Source organism: Pararobbsia alpina, assembly GCF_902859895.1.
Classification (GTDB): domain Bacteria; phylum Pseudomonadota; class Gammaproteobacteria; order Burkholderiales; family Burkholderiaceae; genus Pararobbsia; species Pararobbsia alpina.
In genome coordinates, this window is sequence record NZ_CADIKM010000042.1 from 15,438 (window position 1) to 33,779 (window position 18,342).

The following is an 18,342-nucleotide window of genomic DNA, read 5'->3' on the forward strand; positions in this document are numbered from 1 at the left end:
CGTCATCTCGTGATTTCTGGTGTGGGAGTCGAGGAATTCAGATGCCTCGCCGACGATGTGCTGAACGAGTAACTCTGCGCGGCCTCCGCGTCTCCTTGACATCAAAAAGGCGCGCAGTGCCGTGCGCAGCAACCCAACCGTCGTGGACGGCCGGTGGCTTTGTGGCGGGCGCCATGATGTTTCCGCTGGTTGCGTGGAACGACTGCCACGAAATCAAGCCGAAGAAGCGGATAAGAAAAGAGTCCGCCAAGCGGAAATCCAACGTGCGTGGGCGACTTGGGGAGGCAACAAGTCAGGACCTGGAATATTGTTTTCATAGGGCTCCAGCGGCACCGCCCGTACTTTCTCAGGCAGCAAACGTGGGCTTCGCTGATCAAAGCCACATGACGCGTCATTTTCTGACGACCTTCCGCCTCACGCCGGGACGCTGGCTCCAGATCGTGGACAACGTGTCCCGCGACTGAACGCTCGCCCACGATCGTTCAATACGGCCCCCTAGCGGCTGGGTATTCTCGACGGCGCACCACCCCGAACGGAGAGAACGATGTCCACATCAACACATTCCCGCACTGCACCCGCTGCGCGCGGCCAATGCGAGGCTATCGACCTGGCTGAAAAGATCGCACTGATCGACGGCCACTGGCAGCCGCGCGTAGTCGCGGAAATGAACGATTATCAGTTCAAGGTCGTCAAGCTCGAGGGCGAATTCGTCTGGCACAAACACGTTGATACAGATGAGACCTTTATCGTGCTGGACGGCGAATTGCGAATCGATTTTCGCGGCGGACCATCGGGCGACGGCTCGATAGCGCTGCGTGCCGGTCAGATGGCCGTCGTGCCAAAAGGCGTCGAACACAAGCCTTGCGCGCATGCCGAAGTGAAACTGCTGCTGATCGAGCCACGCGGTGTGGTGAACACCGGGGACGGCGCAATAAGCGAACGCACTGTTGGGAACGATCAGTGGATTTAAGTTAAGCCCCTGCCTTTGAAAAACAGGCGGGGCGGATGTCCCAGCCCCCCCTTTCGGGCCTTCGCGGCGATGGCGCGAACGTCCGTTGCGCCTCGCAAAGCCGCCGTCCATGTCGTCCTCGCGAATGACAGAAACTGGGACCGAACTCGGTCCGATGACGACCGGCTCAGCTCGACCCCTTGGGGACAGTCGCTGCGCGCTCGTGAATGACGCCAGTCTCCCCAACAACGGACGCAAAGAACGCCCGCTGCTAACTGGCACGTTCGAGTTGCAACGTGAGCACATGTACTCAAAGCAGATCCGTTGCCCTTCAAGTTTCCCCTTTGACGTCGCTATCGCCGAACCGTTGACGATGCTGCTCAAGTTCGTTGCGGGTCCGCTCGAGCTCCCGGGCAATGAGCGACTCGTCGGGCAAGACCATCTGGTATTCGGCCGCGAGTATCTTGTTGGGGAGATTGTCCAACGCGTAGTGCGCCTCAGCCGCGCCTTTCTCCGCACACAGGATCAAGCCGACCGGCGGATTTTCACCGGGCTTGACCCAGTGCTCACGCGCGTAATTTAGATAGAGGTGCATCTGGCCAGCGTCGGCGTAGCTGAAGCGCCCCACCTTTAGATCGATGATCACGAGGCACCGCAACCTTCGGTGGAAAAAGACCAAGTCGACTCGGAACCAAGCGTCGTCGATGCGAAGGCGCCGTTGCCGGCCGACGAACGCGAAGTCGTCCCCGAGCTCGAGCAGGAAGTCTGTCAGGCGCTGGATCAGCGCCGCCTCGAGGTCCGATTCCGAGTACTCGTCCTTCAGATCGAGAAACTCCAACACGAACGGATCACGAATCGCCTCCTCTGGAGTGGGTGTCTCGCTCGGCTCGACGGCGCGAGCCTTTTTGAGGAGCGCCGCTTTGTTGCGCGACAGCGCGAGCCGCTCGTAGAGCTGGCTACCAATCTGACGATCGAGCTGCCGTACCGACCAACCTTCGCGCAGCGCCTCAGTTTCATAAAAGGTGCGGCCCTCTGCAGTCTTCACGGAGAGCAGACGCACATAGGCGGACCACGGCAACGCAAACCGAGCCGCCAGGTGCAAGTAGTGCGATGCTGCGAGCGCTGTGTCGCTGGGGCTTTGAGATAGCCGGGAATTTCCAGACGCCGTCTGGACAATGTCAGGGTCGGCCAATTTTCCAGACAGTGTCTGGAAAATGCCTTCCTCGGGCCATGCTAGGTAGAACGCACGCATGTTGGCCAAGTTGGCTCGGCCGAACCCACGTCCGAAGCGGTGCGTCAGGTCATCAGCCAACTGTGCGATCAGCGCCTGACCGTACCCGGCGCGTGCTTGGCCCTCCTGCTCGCAGTTCACAATGCGCCGCCCAATCTCCCAGTACGCCGCCGTCATGATCGCATTGACGTTGCGCACAGCCGCGCGGCGCGCGGATTCGATCACCTCGGCGACCGCGTGGCGAAGCACGTCGTACTCGGCAGGTACGATCTCCGAGTTCGTCATTGTTCGATCACCGCACTGACGAGATCCGCGATCGCAACGTCGCCGGCGCTGCTTGCGCCCACTTGGTAGACGACTTCCTGTTTGAACATACTGCTCCCTTGATGCGGAACAAAACGAGCACGGTACCGCAACGCCTGCGGCAATGGCAAATCCCGACTACGCATGCGCAGGGCGACAGGCACCATCCGCCCCTCGGGCCTTGTATGCGTGGAGGTACCACCACTAACCGCGAAGATGGATTGGCGGTGAACTGACTCTTTTTATTCCGAGAAGGGACGTTCGCGGGTACAAGGTGGAAGTCTGCTTCTGGCCGAACCCGGTCCCACGACGAACTTCCGCAGGCGCCACGTTACTGCCCTTCAGTGAACTTCTCCAAGTGTCCCAACCTGCGAAAAACGGCTGTTCACTCTATCGGTTACGCAGACGCCCAGCGCAACCTGAGGGACGTTTAGCTCTATCCCGCATAATCCCTATGTCGATCGTGCCAGCCGCATACCCGTTAAGGACGCCATCTATATAACCTTCGGCATATAGTGGATTAACTTCGATGGCTTTTAGCAGGTCGATGCCGGTTAGGGTGTGGCTATTTTCCGATAAAACAAATCCAAGCAGAAAGAGAGCGACTCTATACATACGCGCAGTATTCCGTCGGTTGCTCGTCGATCTTGTTGTTCTCGAAGCGCAAAACGGGTTCGCCAACCGCAACATAAAGGTAGGGACCTGTTCCGAGCGCTGGTTTGTCGGATACGACTTCACCGCGCCATCCACCATCGAGTTCACGGATATAGGCGGTCTGCCGATTTTGGCGCAGCTCTCGGACAACACCGCGAATGCCCGTTCGATTTAAATCCTCTTTGTCTTCTTGTATACCCACGCGACCTCCCGGCCAGAAGCGTTGGAACGAAGAGATGGTATCTTGCCTTCGCTGCTTGTCGATAGCTTTTTTGCTCAGTGGTCGGGTGCGACAGTGGCACCGTAGGTTTCGTCCAGCATGCCCCATCAGCACGGCAGCTTTCCATTGCCCACCAGCTCCCGTCCTTTCTTAACGAAACGATGTGCCGGTTTGATTCCTCGCCTCTATCGAGACGTTCGATAACCGCTGTTGGACAGCGCCAATCATCTTGGCCGACCTTCATTATTGAATCGGTCATTCGGTCGTGCAGCCCGAACGGCGGTTCATGCCGGATTGAGAAGTTCACGCCGGATTGGAATTGACGAAGCGTCGTTTCGTATTGAACTTCCGTAGACGACCCGGAACGTCCTTCGACCTTCTCGATAAGAGACGTTCCACTCGGCACACCCGTTTTGGATAACCATTGGCAATAGCCGGGTCAGTCGAGATTTATTAAACCCCGCGGAAACGCCATAACTTACATCAATCGGACGTCGACCACCTCGGTGCGATTCGGCAGTGATCGATTCCTATAGCTCATTATCACGGTGACAGGAACAGAAACAGGCATGGAATAACTTTCGAATGGCATTACACCGAGAGTAACAGTCATCCCTGAAAATCCGCCCGGGTCGCGTAGAAGTGCACAAGTATTCTCATTGCAATAGCCTATGAAAGCGACTACTCCATCAGCACGCCTGTGGATCTCAAGTTGTACAGTTCCACCCGGTGTTCTGGACAAAGTAATTTTGTCTGGTCCAGTTCCCCCAACCACACCACGATCAGAAGTATTGAGTATCCAGGGTACCGTGAATCCGAATACGGCCGTATCGAATTCAAAGACAGGTCTGTCGTTGTCAATCTCATTAATCTGAACAACTTCACTCCCGGCGCGAAGCTCTTCAATATCGGCGCCAACGAGAACCGATACTGTTCGTGCTTGTGCGGCCGCGCGGCGCTCGAAGAACGGTGGGTCATAGGCCGGATCGGTATTGCCGAAGAGCGCGGCAAGTTCGCGCTTGGGCCAACCTATCTGGGGCTTTGTTTCCTCTCGGAAAAGAGTAGATACAATTCGTTCCAAGTTCACATTGTATTGACTATCGTTTCTAAAATCGACGTACAGCGCAGGCATAAGGTACGTTGGGATTGCAGAAGCGCTATCGCCGACCCTAAGAATCGGAATGAACTTGTCTGTTAGAAGATTATTGCCGAGAATTGATGCTGCGATGCGAGTTTCATAGCCGCCCCCTCCTTCGCGATTATTAGCTTTAGCTTTGTATCGTGGCGAACAAATGGCAAGGATAAATTCGTTTTCTGCGACACCTTTCTCCATGAAATGAAAAAGATCTTGCCCAAGTTTTAGATCGAATTGATCGATCTTTACCTCTACCCCTTGAAAGAGGAGGTCGGAAGCAAACCGACGAACCCAACTTTGATGCGATTCATCTTCGTGTGTGTAGGAAATGAACGCTGTGGGCGGCTTACGGTAAATTTCAGAAGTAGTCATATCTGCTCTCCAACTGGCCAGGGCGGCGAAACGGAGAATCGCACCGTACCCAGTAACGATAACCCTTCAACGGAGAAACGGCCGAATTCTGGACAAAGGCCGCTTGTGGCCGAACTGGGACGAATCGCGACCGGCTCAGTCCGACCCAAAGCGGACTTCTCTCAACGTCGGATGCTTTGCCTAGAACCCCACTGCTTCCTGCGTGCTCGGCCGCTTCCCTTGAGGTGATCGATCAGCCAACGGCCCGCCGGACCCGGAGGCGCGTCGGTGCGGTACACCGCGCGCATCGGCATCAATGGCTTCAGATTGGTCGGTAGTTCGATTCGAATAACGCGGAGTTTGCCGCTCGCGATGTCGTCCTCAACCATGAAACGCGGCATGTTGCCGAAGCCGAAACCGGCGCGAATAAAGGCGTGCCGGGCACCCATGTCGGCAAGGCCCCATGCGTTTTTCGAGAACACGCCGTAGCTCTGGCCTTTGGACAACGTCGATCGATCGGTCAGCACGAGTTGCACATGCCGCTGCAGTTCGGATTGAGGAATGACGCCTTTGTATGAGGCCAGCGGATGCGTCGGTGCCGCAACCGTGACCAGCGGCACGTCGAGCAAGAACTCACTGTCCATGGCTTCGGGCAGCACGGGCAACGAACCGACAATGCCGATCTGGCAGGTCCCCTGCAGCACCGGCTCAATGACCGCACCGAGCACTTCAACGAACAGGCGCAGCGGTGTGTGCGGAAACGTGTCACGAAACTTGGCAACCGCTTCGATCAATTCACTCATCGGATACATCACATCGATCGAGAGTGAGAGTTCCGGTTCAAGCCCTTCGCGCAAGGTCTTTGCCCGGGCTTTGAAACCGTCCATCTGATCGGCGACAGCGCGTGCGTTCTGCAGCAAAGCGCGCCCGTCCTCGGTGAGCGTCGGAGAGCGCGTGCGGCGATCAAACAAGGGCACGCCGAGCTGCCCTTCGAGATTCGCCAACGTCTGGCTGACGACGGACTGCGCCCGCCGAAGCTTGCGACCCGCTGCTGAAAAGCTGCCTTGCTCGGCGGCGGCAATAAAGGTGCGAAGCTGATCCAGGGTCACACCGTCGAGCACGATCTATCTCCAAACACGATGATTTGCATCGAACAATATAGGCTTCCAAGACGATCTCCGGAAGCCTATGTTGTTCTCCACTGACAACCACTCACTGGAGAACAGCCGTGTCGAACACCCAGAAGCTCATCGCCGTCGTCGGCGCAACCGGTCAGCAAGGGGGCGCCGTCGTGCGCGCGCTGCAGGCCAGCGGTCAATTCAAGGTACGCGCGTTGACGCGCAATCCGGCCAAGCATTCGAAGATGGCCGACGAAGTCGTTGCTGCGGATCTCAATCGCCCGGAAACGCTGAGGGCCGCGTTTGCCGGAGCACACGGAGTTTTCGTGGTGACCAACGCCTGGGAAGCGGGTCAAGACGAATCCAAGCAGGCACTCGCCGCTGTCAACGCGGCGAAAGACGCCGGCGTGCGGCACTTCATCTGGTCGACGCTTCCGAACGTGGAGACGATCAGCGGCGGCACGATCGATGTCCCGCATTTCACGGATAAGGCGAAAGTCGAACGCATCGTGAGGGAAGCCGGCTTTTCGTACCACACGTTCGTGATCGCGCCGTTTTATTACCAAAATCTGCTCGGCGCAATGGCTCCGCAGAAGCAGGCGGACGGTACTGCGGGTTGGGCGCTGCCGCTTGATCCCGAGCGACGCGTCATTCACATGGGCGACATCGCTGAAATCGGCCGCATCGTGGTCGGTGCATTCACGCAACTGGAGCTTGCCGGACACGGTGAGCATTTGCCGCTGGTCGGCGATTTCTTGAGCTTCAACGAGGTCATCGCCACCCTGAATCGACAGGGCCACAAATTCTCGTTCAAGCAAGTCCCGCGTGAAGTTTTTGCGGCCTGGTTCCCCGGTGCCGCAGACATCGCGGCGATGCTCGCCTACTTCGAAGCGCATACGTATCTCGGCTCGAATTCGCGTGACGCGATCGCGCTGGCCAACAAAGTCGCCGGCCAGCAGCCGACGAATTTTGCCGCGTGGGCCAAGGCGAACTTTGCGATTCCGACTGCCGCCTGAAAACACGAGGACCGCACGATCTGGTTTCCGCCATCGCTGCTTGACCTGTTCGAAGTGCACTCATCAAACCACGAGAGCTAATACCCATGAGCCGATTCCCTACCCACGCGGTCGAGGACGCACCCGAGGCGTCGCGCCCGCTTCTGCAAAAGATTGCCCAGTCTTCGCCTACGGGACGTATCCTGAACGCGCATGCCCAGATGGCACATTCTCCGGCCGTGCTGGCGGCGTACACATCGCTGCGCGCCGTGACCGCCGAGCACGGCACCTTAGATCCAAAGGTGAGTTGGGCACTCAATCTCGCAACTGCGGCAACGGTCGGCAACGATTACATGATTGGTATAGCCAGTCGATTCGCGCGCATGAACGGGTGGACCGAAGCACAGATCGCCGCTTTGCGGACAGGCACAACGACGGGCGACACCAAGATCGACGCGCTGACCCGCGTAGTCAAGGAAGCGGCTGACAATTCGGGAAACGTCACCGATGTCGCGTGGAAGGTCGCTCAACAAGACGGCTGGAGCGATGCCCAGCTAGCGGAGGCGTTCGCATACCTGGGGCTAACAGTGTTCACAAGTTACTTCCTCAATTACGCGCAAACGGACCTGGACGTCTGAGCGCATCACGTGGCTTCCGAACAGGAAATTTCAACGTCCAGAGAGCGCCCCATGAATGTCGTCGTCCAAACTCCCTCACCTCCGTCGTCCGTGCACGCCGCAACATCATTTTCCGTGCGCGCGGCCACACGCATGGGCTGATCACCCGTGTCATCAACGCCTCCAACGTCGACCAGATAACTAGGCCCTTCGTATTTCTCGATCGATCGGCCACGAAGGATCGATGGAAGCACATTGAAGGTGGCGCAGAACGTCAGTAGCTTCGTGACTCTAAGCTACCAGCCGCTGTCGCACGAATGTCCGCTCCTGGGACCGAACTCGGTCCCATGGCGATCGTCTCAGCTCGAAATTCACCGCTCGTGCTCTATGACAGTGCCGTGAATTTATCGTGACACTCTTAAAGTAGCTTGCTTACAGCACGTTCTGATCTATGAATCGAGAAGAAGGGCCGCGGTCGATCCTATCGCGCCATTCGAACCGGGTCACAAGTGAAGTATTTAGACCTACAGAGGGAATATTTGGAGGACAACAGTCGTTTAACCTCTAACGCCAACACGGGGAGCAATTTCTCACCAGTCAGACTGAGGAGGGTAGTCATGTCTCTAGTCTCTTGGGGTCTCAAAGCGGCGGGCGTGATCGTGCTTGCCGCCGGTTTTACAATCGTGCATGCAGCTGATGATGATGCTTACGTCGTCACACCACTCGTGTCCAACTTGGCAGGCGCTGCCCCGAAAGTCGACGGGGTACTGCAGAACGCTTGGGGTATTGCCTTTAGTCCGGCAGCAAGCCCATTCTGGATCAACGACAATGCCACAGGCTGCTCCACGTTGTATGACGGCGAGGGGACAAAGGTGGCGCTGCAGGTCTCCATCCCGTTGCCTGGCAATGTCATACCGCCCGGCGCCTGTCATCCAGCCCTTCCGAACAATCCACCGAATCCCACGCCTGCGGCGCCGACCGGAATTGTGTGGAATCCCTCGCCTGCGTTTCTCGTACCAGGTACCAAGATCCCGGCCGTATTCATCTTCGCGACCGAGGACGGCACGATTTCCGCTTGGGCCGGTGGGTTGAATCCAGCGACCAACGCCGTGATCGCAGTCGATAACTCGGCCTCTCCATCCCCCGGCAATGGGGCCGTCTACAAGGGTCTCGTCTTTGGTGTGAACGCGAACGGAGCATTCCTGTTTGCGACGAACTTCCACTCGGGTCGGATCGATGTATTCGGGCCAAGTGGCGGTACGACCGGCTTGTTCACGCCCGCGACGACGGACGGCGGTTTCACCGACCCTAACATCCCGGCCGGCTACGCGCCGTTTGGCATCGCGAACATCGATGGCGACCTTTTCGTCACCTATGCGCTGCAGAATGGTGAAAAGCACGACGATGTTGCAGGCCGTGGTCATGGATTCGTCGATGTATTCGATACAGACGGCCACCTGCTGCGCCGCTTCGCCAGCCGAGGGCAGCTTAACTCGCCCTGGGGAATCACGCGAGCATCGTTTGCATTCGGCCGCTTCAGCGGCAAAATCCTGATTGGCAACTTCGGTGATGGCCGAATCAATGTCTTCAACGAAGACGGCACGTTCGTCGATCAGCTGGAGGACGCGTACCACAATCCACTGGCTATCGACGGCCTGTGGACTCTGACACTCGGTGGCGGCCGCAACTCGAGCTCGGACGCGTTGTATTTCTCGGCAGGTCCTAACAAGGAAGTCAATGGACTGTTCGGTACCATAGCTCCTGTAAGCGCCTCGAAGGGGTCCGCTCATCACGGCCAATAGCCGGCAGTCATGTGGCTCCCTGCGCAGCTTCTTGGCGGCGACCTCGTCACCGCCAAGAAGTGGCGAGGGTCCAGCGCGATTCATTCGTCGTCGCGAATCGAATGGCCGCTTGTTGCACGGAACCGCCGCCTGAGCGTCCGAAGAATGGTGCCGACGTATGACCCTTCCTGGCCCAGACCGTGCCAAAACGCCGAGGGAACCACATTCGTGCGCGGTACTCTCCGCCTAGTGCATGCGCGAGCAGCGAAGCCACTGACCTCGATCTTGTTCGTGCGTTTAGACAACGTCGACACCACCAGCTCGCTTATGCCCGTAGACAGGAACTGCTATCGCAAAGATATTGGCCGACTTCTGCCAATCTCCATACCGCCGGCTCTTATAGGCGTTCGAAATTCGAAACGTGTCAGTTGGAGAACTCTTCTAGCGGTTACACACATTGGGGAACTCCACCCATGTCGTTCTGAGGGGCATCCCCACCTGCTTTATTCTCCGGTCGACCTAGAATGGGACGGATTACCGGTGAGGCGCAGCATGAACGGAGGAAGCTTGTCTTTCGGTATGTCGCGGGCCAGGACTCGCTGCTGCTGATCGGCGCCACGCCGGTATCCACGTCGCGCTCAACGATGCATCGGCCACTACTACCCCATCGAAGCGGCTGCAATGCCCATCACGCTGCGACGCTTCGTTTTGGCGTGGCTTTGCTCTAGCCGAGTCGCTTCGGCGTAAAGGCGCAGGCACCATGTGACGCAATCGATGCGCGCTATCGCCCGTGTCGCCAGCGCGTGCAGATGAAGGGATGAACGGCCCTATTCGATGGCTGGGCTTGCGGCGAACGACACGTTCGAGTTTCATGTTCGACTCGTTGCCGATGGTCGTGTTTTCGGCTACATCGCAAAACAGTTACTCACAAATTGATAGCGTGCCGTCTCATAGGGTCATGAGCAGCGCAATTCGGGAAATAAAACGCGATTCCATCCCCGTAATACAAGCCTATCCCGAGGATTAGAAGCTTATGAATCGCGTTGCAATGATACTCACGGCCCTGAAATGGTGGCTTAGGATGGTCGGCCCTGACAAGATGGATCCGCTCGAACTTTCGGCATATGACGCCGGATACTGTGCAGCTGGATTCGAGCGGAATCCGCATCCTCGCGGAACGAACTATCACCGCGCATGGAGGGAAGGATCTCGAGATCGAGTAGCGGAACTTCTGCGGCTTTGGTAGCCTACTCAACTTCCCGGGGCTGGCGACATAGCCTTCGAGATTGCCGGCATTGCGTTATAGAAAGCCCCCATCGCGGATCGTCGGACGGCAGGCTTCCATAGTTGGGATACAACGCGGGTTTTGAGGCATGCTGAAGCAGCAGTAAATGGGGCACAACCCGGATGAGCCTGACTCCGACCCCGTACAGGTAGGGCTGTAGCGTCGCTGCCGGTGCTGCCGGTGCTGCAGCGAAGTCCGGAAGGGTTCCAACTTTTTTCCGAAAGTATGTTTTCCGATTTGCGCGCGCAAATTACGGCCTTATGGGACCTACAATAAGCATGCTTTAAATGGCTTGCGAAATGATTCGACCAAGCTTTCGAATTTTACCTGTTTGGAAACAAAAATGAAACGAGGCGTAAAGGCGGCCTTTTCTATGATGTTGCTGCTTGTTAGTGCGTCTGCAATGGCTGGTAGCAAACTAACCGCGGAGGAATGTAACGACTATCCGTTTAAGCCAGTCGTTGGTGAGGTAACGCATGCCCAGTTGATGCAGGAGCTGGCGGAGCTGGAATCCGTTGGTTATGAGCCCTCCAAAAATGATTACTACTATCCCAATGACCTCCAGGCGGCACAGGCGCGATTGCACGCGAAGTATATTGCGGACTGCGCACCGGCGGCGACTGGTGAAGGGAGCTGACGCCGCCTGAATTTCTTCGCACTGGAAGAGGCCGGGCAGTTCCAGGATGGCCGATTCCGGTTGTGGATGGACTGGCTGGAGGTCAATCTACCGGTCATCCTTGCAGGGAAGCTGGACGAAGGAGCGTCGTGACGTCGCGTGTTAGATACGTACAAATGCCCAATCATTGGCGCAGTTGTCTTTTTTGTCATCGAGACTTTTTTTCGGTGCGACCGGTGTCGCGTATCTGATTGGATTGGGCGTAGTTGCTGTGCTGTTCGCCCTAGCTTTGCGGAGCCTAGCGCCCAATGAAAAATGGCAACCGCGCAAAACGACGGTTGCCATTTCTTATGCTGCCGTGACTTTGGCTTGGCGCGCAGCTTTACCGCGCCGCTTGCGTCGATTTCCTCAACTTCGCCACATCTTCCACCGACACCGCCGGCGCGCCGTTATTCCACCCCGCGCGGATAAACGTCAGCACATCCGCGATCTGCTTGTCGGTCAACACGGGCGCGTACTTCGGCATCGGATACGGAGCCGGGATGCCCTGAATCACTAGGTCACCCGTGCCGTTCAACGTAACGTTGATGAGCGACGACGCGTCGTGCTCCAGCACATTCGGATTGCCCGCGAGCGGCGCCAGCAACGGCGCAAAACCGCGGCCATCTACACTGTGACAGTGCATGCAGTACGCCGCATAGACACGCGCGCCGGGATCGTTGGCCGGACGTGTCAGCGATACCTTGGTCGCCCGCGCGTCGTACGAATACGGCGGCGCGCCCGTGCCGCCCGCTGGCGGCAGAGACTTCAGGTAGCGCGTCATTGCTGCGATATCCGTGTCGTTCGCGGCCTGCGTGCTGTTGTTGGTCACGCTGGTCATCGAACCGAAGGCCGACGCATGCGCATTCGCACCAGTCTTCAGAAACGCCGTCAGATCCGCATCCGACCAGCGCCCCAAGCCGACGTTGTGCTCGCCGGTCAGGTTCGCCGCGAACCAGCCATCGAGCGCCGCGCCCGTCAGGAACGCGCTGCCGCTTTCATCCAGCGCCATCTCTTGGAACGCAATGCCGCGCGGCGTATGACATGAGCCGCAGTGTCCGAGTCCCTGGATGATGTAAGCGCCACGGTTCCACGCCACATCCTTGCCCGGTTTGTCCTGGTAGATGCCCTTCTCCAGAAACACCACGTTCCACAGCTTCAACGGCCAGCGCATGTTGAGCGGCCATGCAATGTCGGACTCGCGATTGGTCTGCTGCACCGGCGCCACACCGCTCATGAAGTACGCGTACATCGCCTTCACGTCGTCGTCGTTGACCTTGGCGTACGACGGATACGGCATCGCCGGATACAGGTTGTGGCCGTCCTTCGCTACGCCCTCGCGCAACGCCCGCGCAAAGTCTTCCTCCGTATAACGGCCAATGCCGGTGTCCGGATCGGGCGTGATATTGGTGGTGTAGATCTTGCCCATCGGCGTATTCATCGGCAGGCCGCCCGCGAACGGTTTGCCGTGCGGCACCGAGTGGCACGCCACGCAGTCGCCGAGTTTCGCCAGATAGGCGCCGCGCTGTATCAGTGCATCGTCCGCGGCATGGACCGGGGATTGCGCCACAAACGGCAGCGCCAAAGCGAGCGCTGCACCAAGGCCCTTCAGTGTCTTCGTCATGATCAGTCTCCAGTCAGGCGGTTTTGAGCTGGCTACCCACGGGCAACTGCCGCAGCCTTCTGCCCGTCGCGGAATAGACGGCATTTGATAAAGCCGCCGCCAATGCCGCCGTCCCTGGTTCGCCAATCCCGCCTGGCGCCTCGCCGCTCTTCACGATATTCACTTCGATGGGCGGCGTCTGGTCGATCCTCAGCATTCGGTAATCCGTGAAGTTGTTCTGCTCGACTCGGCCGTCCTTGATCGTGATCTCGCTGTAAAGCGCTCCCGTAATGCCGAAGATGATGCCGCCCTGCACCTGCGCTTCAATGGTGTTCGGATTGACCACCATGCCGCAGTCGACCGCGCACACCACGCGGTTCACAGTCACCTCGCCCTGATCGACGGTCACATCCACGACCATCGAAAAGAAGCTGCCGAACGCATGCATCACCGAGACGCCGCGCCCTTGCCCCTTAGGCACGCTGTTACCCCAGCCGGCTGCTTTTGTTGCCGTATTGAGCACGCCGAGCGCGCGCGGCGACTTGCCGAGCAGATCGCGCCGGTATTTGACCGGATCGACCTTGGCCTGAGCCGCTAGTTCGTCAATGAAACTTTCCACGACGAAGGTGCTGCGCGCCGGACCGACGCCGCGCCAGAACCCAGTCGGAACGGTGCGCGGTTCCTGTCGCACGTAGTCGATCAACTGGTTCGGCAAGTCGTACGGCAGATCCGATGCGACCTCCACCGCGTCCGGGTCGAGGCCGTTCCTGACTGCCGGCGGCGCGAAGCGCGCCAGAATCGACGAGCCGACGATGCGATGCTGCCACGCCACCGGCTTGCCGTTCGCGTCGAGTCCCGCCGAGATCTTGTCGTAGTAGTACGGGCGGAACATGTCGTGCTGGATGTCTTCTTCGCGCGTAAAAAACACTTTGACCGGCGTGCCGAGCTGCTTGCCGATCTTCAATGCCTGGGTCGCCATATCGAACTCCAGGCGGCGCCCGAAGCCGCCACCGAGCAGATGGTTATGCACGAGGATCTTGTCCGCCGGCAGGCCGGTGACTTTTACGGCGGTATCGACGATACGCGTCGGCACCTGCGTGCCCAGCCAGATATCGCAGCCGTCGGGGCGCACGTGGACCGTGCAGTTGACGGGCTCCATCGTGGCGTGCGCGAGGAACGGTTGCTGATAGACCGCGTCGACACGCGTCTTCGCGTCGTTGAAGCCCTTGTTGACGTCGCCATCCTTGCGCGCTACAGCGCCGGTGCCGTGGTCCGCAGCGGCAGCCAGATCGTCGACGATCTGCTTCATCGACAGGTTCGCGCCCGCCCCTTCGTTCCACGTGATGTTGAGCGCCGCGACGCCTCGCTTGGCGGCCCACGTATGATCGCCGATCACGGCCACTGCATTGTCAATCTTCACGACCTGGCGCACGCCGGGGATCTTCTTCGCGTTGCTGTCGTCGACGCTGCCAAGCGTGCCGCCGAACACCGGGCAATTCGCAATTGCCGCGTAGACCATGTTCGGCACCCGCACGTCGAGGCCGAACACTGCAGTGCCGTCCACCTTCCCCGGCGAATCGAGACGCTTGACCGAGGTCCCGATTATCTTGAACTCTTTTGGATCTTTCAGCGGCACGTTCTGAGGCGCGGGCAGCTTGGCGGCCGCATCCACCAGCTGACCGTAGCCGATGCTGCGGTTGCTCTCCGCGTGAATCACCTGCCCGACCTGCGCGTGGCACGTCGCCGGGTCCACCTGCCATTGCTGCGCGGCCGCGTTGATGAGCAGTACGCGCGCCGTTGCGCCCGCCTTGCGCATCGGATCCCATGCATAACGGATCGAGGTCGAGCCACCGGTCAACTGGCCGCCCAGCAGCGGGTCCGAGAAGAGCTTTTCGTTCGGCGGTGCATGGTCGATGGTGACGCTGTCGAGCAGCACTTCGAGTTCTTCGGCGATCAGCATCGGGATCGACGTGTACACGCCCTGTCCCATCTCGACCTTCGGAATCACCAGCGTGACCTTGCCGGCGGTATCGATCTGGATGAACGCGTTCGGTGCAAACACGCCGGGTTGCGCCGGTTCCGCAGCGTCACCGCCGATCACCGATTTGTCTGCCTGCCCCTGGCTCATGGCCGGAATGCTGAAGCCGAGCAGCAGACCGCCGCCGGCTGCGGCGCCCACCGTGGCGCTGAACTTCAGAAAGGTGCGACGTGAGATGCCGCGGCCGTTCGCGTCGTCTTTGGAGCGGGGGCCGTTTTGCGCGTCGAGCAATCCTTGCGACATATCAAGCCTCCTTTGCCGCTTGCTTGATCGCCGCGCGAATGCGGTTGTACGTGCCACAGCGGCAGATGTTGCCGGCCATGGCGGCGTCGATGTCCGCATCAGTGGGATTCGGGTTCTGGGCGAGCAACGAAGCCGCCGACATCACCTGCCCCGATTGACAGTAGCCGCACTGAACGACGTCGATCTGGCGCCAAGCCTGCTGCACCTTCTTGCCGGCGGGCGTCTCGCCGACCGCTTCAATGGTGGTGATCTTCTTGTCGCCGACGGCCGCCACCGGCAGCACGCACGAGCGCACCGCTGCTCCGTCCAGATGCACCGTGCATGCGCCGCACTGGGCGATGCCGCAGCCGAACTTAGTGCCGGTCAGACCGACCAGGTCGCGGATGACCCACAGCAAGGGCATGTCGGGCGGCGCGTCGACAGTATGCGTCTGACCGTTGATATTGAGCGTTGTCATGGGGCGACTCGGGTGGATGTTTGAACGGTTTATACAAAGACTTCGAACTAAATGACGCGGCGTGGCTCGATTTATTCCCCAGGCCGCGCTAATACGAGCGCGACACTGATTTAATGCGTGCCTATTGCGGCGTGGTGCCGTTCGAGTGACAAAAACGCGCGAGGTTACCAGCGACGCGGCGTAAGGCCGGAAATTATAGCGTCGCTTTAGAAGTTTTGTTTGTAGCGTTTACTGCAACAGTCGGCTTGTCGTCGGTCGGCCACCTGCGGCGTGAGGACGCGGAAGGGCCCGAAATCAAGGTGTTACCGTCGTTCATAACAAACTGGTGCTGCGCGCCGGCAGATTGTTGAATCATTGCTCATTCATTGATGAGCGATATTGCTAGGGCCATTGCCGACACCCTTGGATATAAGCGATCACGTCGGAATCACCGGCGCAAGCACGAGGTCGTCCAGTTGCGCCGGATATTGAATGGAATCGGCTCCACGACCGGCCGCACAATGTCTATGACATCACACGAGGTTCCGCAGGCTCAGCGGATAGATACGGTGGCGGTTTCGCATGGGCTTACGGGAAGACCCATCGGGCCTACTGCGCAAGGAACAATTGCAGCACGGCACCTACTACAGGACCAATCGGGAGATGGCAGCACGCGAGCACTACCACCCGCTTGACAAGAAGATCTCCCGTGCGCTCGACGAAACGGACTTCAAGGCGGCAGATGACCTAATCGCGACAGAACACCTGCCCCTTATAGACGGCAATAGTATTAGTCTCAAGCCTTACGATGTGCGTGGGCGTCGAGCGCGACTTCGGCTGCTTCGCCGACGAGGCCGTGATAGTACAGATGCACGCCAATCGCTAGCGAGTCATTGCGGATTTCCTGGAATGCCTTCCGCGCCTCCACAGGATCCTTGAAGAGCAGATAGTGCGCTTCGTCCTCGACCAGCCTTGCGACTTCGTGCTGACCGTGGCTGTGCAACCGGGCGACGAGGACGTCAAGGCTGCGGTGCGTGCGCGCATCGGTACGCGGATACAGCATATGCAGCACAGCAACGTTTTGCGTCTTCAGTGCCCCCGACAATGCCACCACGATGTCCTGATGGTTCAGGGCGGTGACGATGCTGTCTTCGGCATGGTTGTGGTCCGGAAACAGAGTTTCGAGCGAAGCATTCATCTGATAGTCCTGTTCTTACGATACAAATAAAAAGCCCGCCGCGGGACGGCGGGCCAAAGACGGCCATGTGTTTTGCAGGTAAAGCACCACACGAAGCCAGTATGGCAAAGCATGCGCGATCGTGCTGCACAGACAACGCAAAACATTGTTGTGTAATTCACACTGCCTTTCGTTTAGCTGGCGAAGCTCTCACCGGACTCCATGCTTTGTCCTCCCACAAACGAATGTTGCTTGCGTCGAGATGGATTGTTGCGGTCAATTCGTGGGCCTTGCACCGTACAACGGTGAGCTATCGACTTTTAAGGGTTGAAGTGAACGACGGGGCGTCAATGGCGCGGCTCGACCTGGGCGCGGCGCCCCCCCGATTGGCGGCCGGCAGCGAGTGGCTATTGACGGCCTCAAGCGTCTTGCTCGAAGTACCGAGCGTCATTGTCCCGTTCGGCAAGAACTATTTAATGAATCCGCTCCACGCGGATGCATCGCGGCTACATGTCGCGGAAGTGCTCTTCGTCACGCCATCCTGGGTGATCGACCCAATAACCTTGAAACGGCGCTATTTCAGTTAGCACTACGCAGTGTAAACCCGCCTTAGCCATTCAACGGATTTTCGATAGAGTGCATCCTCCGCCGCAGCACATCCCAGCAAACATCGCTTTCCGTTGTTCTGGCCAGCGCCCCATTGCGGAAGGGGAGCGCTGCGCAGAGAGGCCATTGTCGACGACTGATTTCCAACGAAGGTCGGCCATCGCCGCATTGTCATCTTTCATACTCGGAGACGAAAATGCTCAGCCCTCGTGAGTTCGCCACCATGATGCTCGTCAAGGACGCACTTGATCAACTCAAATTGGATCGCACCGAGTTGAACATGCTCCTCGAGCATCAGCTCGTTACGCTAGAAGGACTCGCCTCGGGGAGCAAACGTCCTCAGTTGCCCCCCGACGGCGATTTGCTCCTCCAAGCTGTCGCACTTTTGCATTGAACCTAGCACTCAATGTAGGTCGCGAGAACGCGGGAGCGCATTGTCAACTTGGCGAGAGTAAGGCGGCACGACGGCAGATGTGACGATTGATCAGAGAGCATTGAAGCAAAACGCCGCGCTCCGACTGTTTGCTTACGTCTTTGCCGAGAAGCATCTTCATTGCATCGGCGGCGTCGTCATTGTCGTCAACCACCAGCACCTAGAACGAAAGCGCTCACCGAGCAAGTTTGATTCCAGCCGCCTCGGCCGAGTCGAATTCGATTTGCACGCGACCCGTGTTCCCTCGCGGCCACACGACGTCTCAGTGAGCGATGACCGTCCGAAGGCTTATAGCTTGCTGGAACGGGAACGCGTTATGCGATCCCTTGACACGCAGCATCTTTTTTTCGCGGCGCACGCCGCATCCGCCAGGACGACTGTTCTGAGACCCGAGCGCCCCAGAATGGGTGCGAGTTGCCTCCAGGCTCCTCGCCGCTCGGTTGAGCTTCGCATTCTGCGGTCGACGAATGATGGCCTGCAGAGCGAACGATCGTCACTCCCCTCAAAAAGGA

At 58.5% G+C, this 18,342-nt stretch carries 17 protein-coding genes; 9 read left to right on the forward strand and 8 right to left on the reverse strand.

Annotation, left to right across the window (positions count from 1 at the left end; all coding sequences use genetic code 11):
* Positions 1-173 precede the first annotated feature (173 nt).
* Together HV670_RS31270 and HV670_RS24550 are read left to right on the forward strand one after the other, a co-directional pair.
* On the forward strand, positions 174-464 hold the full coding sequence (locus HV670_RS31270; RefSeq protein WP_246257903.1) for a helix-turn-helix domain-containing protein: 291 nt from the start codon (positions 174-176) through the stop codon (positions 462-464).
* Between the two features lie 80 nt (positions 465-544).
* Positions 545-970, forward strand: a complete 426-nt coding sequence (locus HV670_RS24550; protein ID WP_175107601.1) for a cupin domain-containing protein — start codon at positions 545-547, stop codon at positions 968-970.
* Positions 971-1,280: 310 nt separating this feature from the next.
* Here HV670_RS24550 and HV670_RS24555 read toward each other — a convergent pair whose 3' ends face one another.
* From HV670_RS24555 to HV670_RS24575, 4 genes are all read right to left on the reverse strand, one after another.
* A complete protein-coding gene (locus HV670_RS24555) occupies positions 1,281-2,465 on the reverse strand; it encodes a PDDEXK nuclease domain-containing protein (RefSeq protein WP_175107602.1) in 1,185 nt (394 codons plus the stop codon).
* Between the two features lie 625 nt (positions 2,466-3,090).
* Positions 3,091-3,339, reverse strand: a complete 249-nt coding sequence (locus tag HV670_RS24565; RefSeq protein WP_175107604.1) for a hypothetical protein — start codon at positions 3,337-3,339, stop codon at positions 3,091-3,093.
* A gap of 496 nt (positions 3,340-3,835) precedes the next feature.
* Complete coding sequence (locus HV670_RS24570) at positions 3,836-4,864, reverse strand: toll/interleukin-1 receptor domain-containing protein (RefSeq protein WP_175107605.1); 1,029 nt, start codon at positions 4,862-4,864, stop codon at positions 3,836-3,838.
* Between the two features lie 161 nt (positions 4,865-5,025).
* On the reverse strand, positions 5,026-5,964 hold the full coding sequence (locus HV670_RS24575; RefSeq protein ID WP_175107606.1) for a LysR family transcriptional regulator: 939 nt from the start codon (positions 5,962-5,964) through the stop codon (positions 5,026-5,028).
* Positions 5,965-6,071: 107 nt separating this feature from the next.
* Here HV670_RS24575 and HV670_RS24580 point away from each other — a divergent pair, with 107 nt between their 5' ends.
* The 4 genes from HV670_RS24580 (at position 6,072) to HV670_RS24595 (ending at position 11,276) form a co-directional block, all read left to right on the forward strand.
* Positions 6,072-6,977, forward strand: a complete 906-nt coding sequence (locus HV670_RS24580; protein WP_175107607.1) for an NmrA/HSCARG family protein — start codon at positions 6,072-6,074, stop codon at positions 6,975-6,977.
* Between the two features lie 86 nt (positions 6,978-7,063).
* The gene (locus HV670_RS24585; RefSeq protein ID WP_175107608.1) at positions 7,064-7,594 is read left to right on the forward strand and encodes a carboxymuconolactone decarboxylase family protein; all 531 of its coding nucleotides are present in this window, start codon (positions 7,064-7,066) and stop codon (positions 7,592-7,594) included.
* A gap of 596 nt (positions 7,595-8,190) precedes the next feature.
* On the forward strand, positions 8,191-9,375 hold the full coding sequence (locus tag HV670_RS24590; RefSeq protein WP_175107619.1) for a TIGR03118 family protein: 1,185 nt from the start codon (positions 8,191-8,193) through the stop codon (positions 9,373-9,375).
* A 1,607-nt stretch (positions 9,376-10,982) separates the two neighbouring features.
* The gene (locus HV670_RS24595; protein ID WP_246257905.1) at positions 10,983-11,276 is read left to right on the forward strand and encodes a DUF4148 domain-containing protein; all 294 of its coding nucleotides are present in this window, start codon (positions 10,983-10,985) and stop codon (positions 11,274-11,276) included.
* A 361-nt stretch (positions 11,277-11,637) separates the two neighbouring features.
* Here HV670_RS24595 and HV670_RS24600 read toward each other — a convergent pair whose 3' ends face one another.
* From HV670_RS24600 to HV670_RS24615, 4 genes are all read right to left on the reverse strand, one after another.
* Positions 11,638-12,918, reverse strand: coding sequence for a cytochrome c (locus HV670_RS24600; protein WP_175107609.1), 1,281 nt, complete (start codon positions 12,916-12,918; stop codon positions 11,638-11,640).
* A 13-nt stretch (positions 12,919-12,931) separates the two neighbouring features.
* The gene (locus HV670_RS24605) at positions 12,932-15,178 is read right to left on the reverse strand and encodes a xanthine dehydrogenase family protein molybdopterin-binding subunit (protein WP_175107610.1); all 2,247 of its coding nucleotides are present in this window, start codon (positions 15,176-15,178) and stop codon (positions 12,932-12,934) included.
* Between the two features lies 1 nt (position 15,179).
* Positions 15,180-15,635, reverse strand: a complete 456-nt coding sequence (locus HV670_RS24610) for a (2Fe-2S)-binding protein (protein ID WP_175107611.1) — start codon at positions 15,633-15,635, stop codon at positions 15,180-15,182.
* A gap of 775 nt (positions 15,636-16,410) precedes the next feature.
* Entirely contained in the window at positions 16,411-16,812 is a 402-nt protein-coding gene (locus HV670_RS24615) for a hypothetical protein (RefSeq protein ID WP_175107612.1), read from the reverse strand.
* A gap of 101 nt (positions 16,813-16,913) precedes the next feature.
* Here HV670_RS24615 and HV670_RS24620 point away from each other — a divergent pair, with 101 nt between their 5' ends.
* From HV670_RS24620 to HV670_RS30635, 3 genes are all read left to right on the forward strand, one after another.
* Entirely contained in the window at positions 16,914-17,378 is a 465-nt protein-coding gene (locus tag HV670_RS24620) for an RES family NAD+ phosphorylase (protein ID WP_175107613.1), read from the forward strand.
* A gap of 215 nt (positions 17,379-17,593) precedes the next feature.
* Positions 17,594-17,791 (forward strand): hypothetical protein, encoded by a 198-nt coding sequence (locus tag HV670_RS24625; protein WP_175107614.1) that lies wholly within the window; start codon positions 17,594-17,596, stop codon positions 17,789-17,791.
* Between the two features lie 79 nt (positions 17,792-17,870).
* On the forward strand, positions 17,871-18,342 hold a 472-nt coding region (locus HV670_RS30635; protein WP_217478513.1), incomplete at its 3' end, for a hypothetical protein.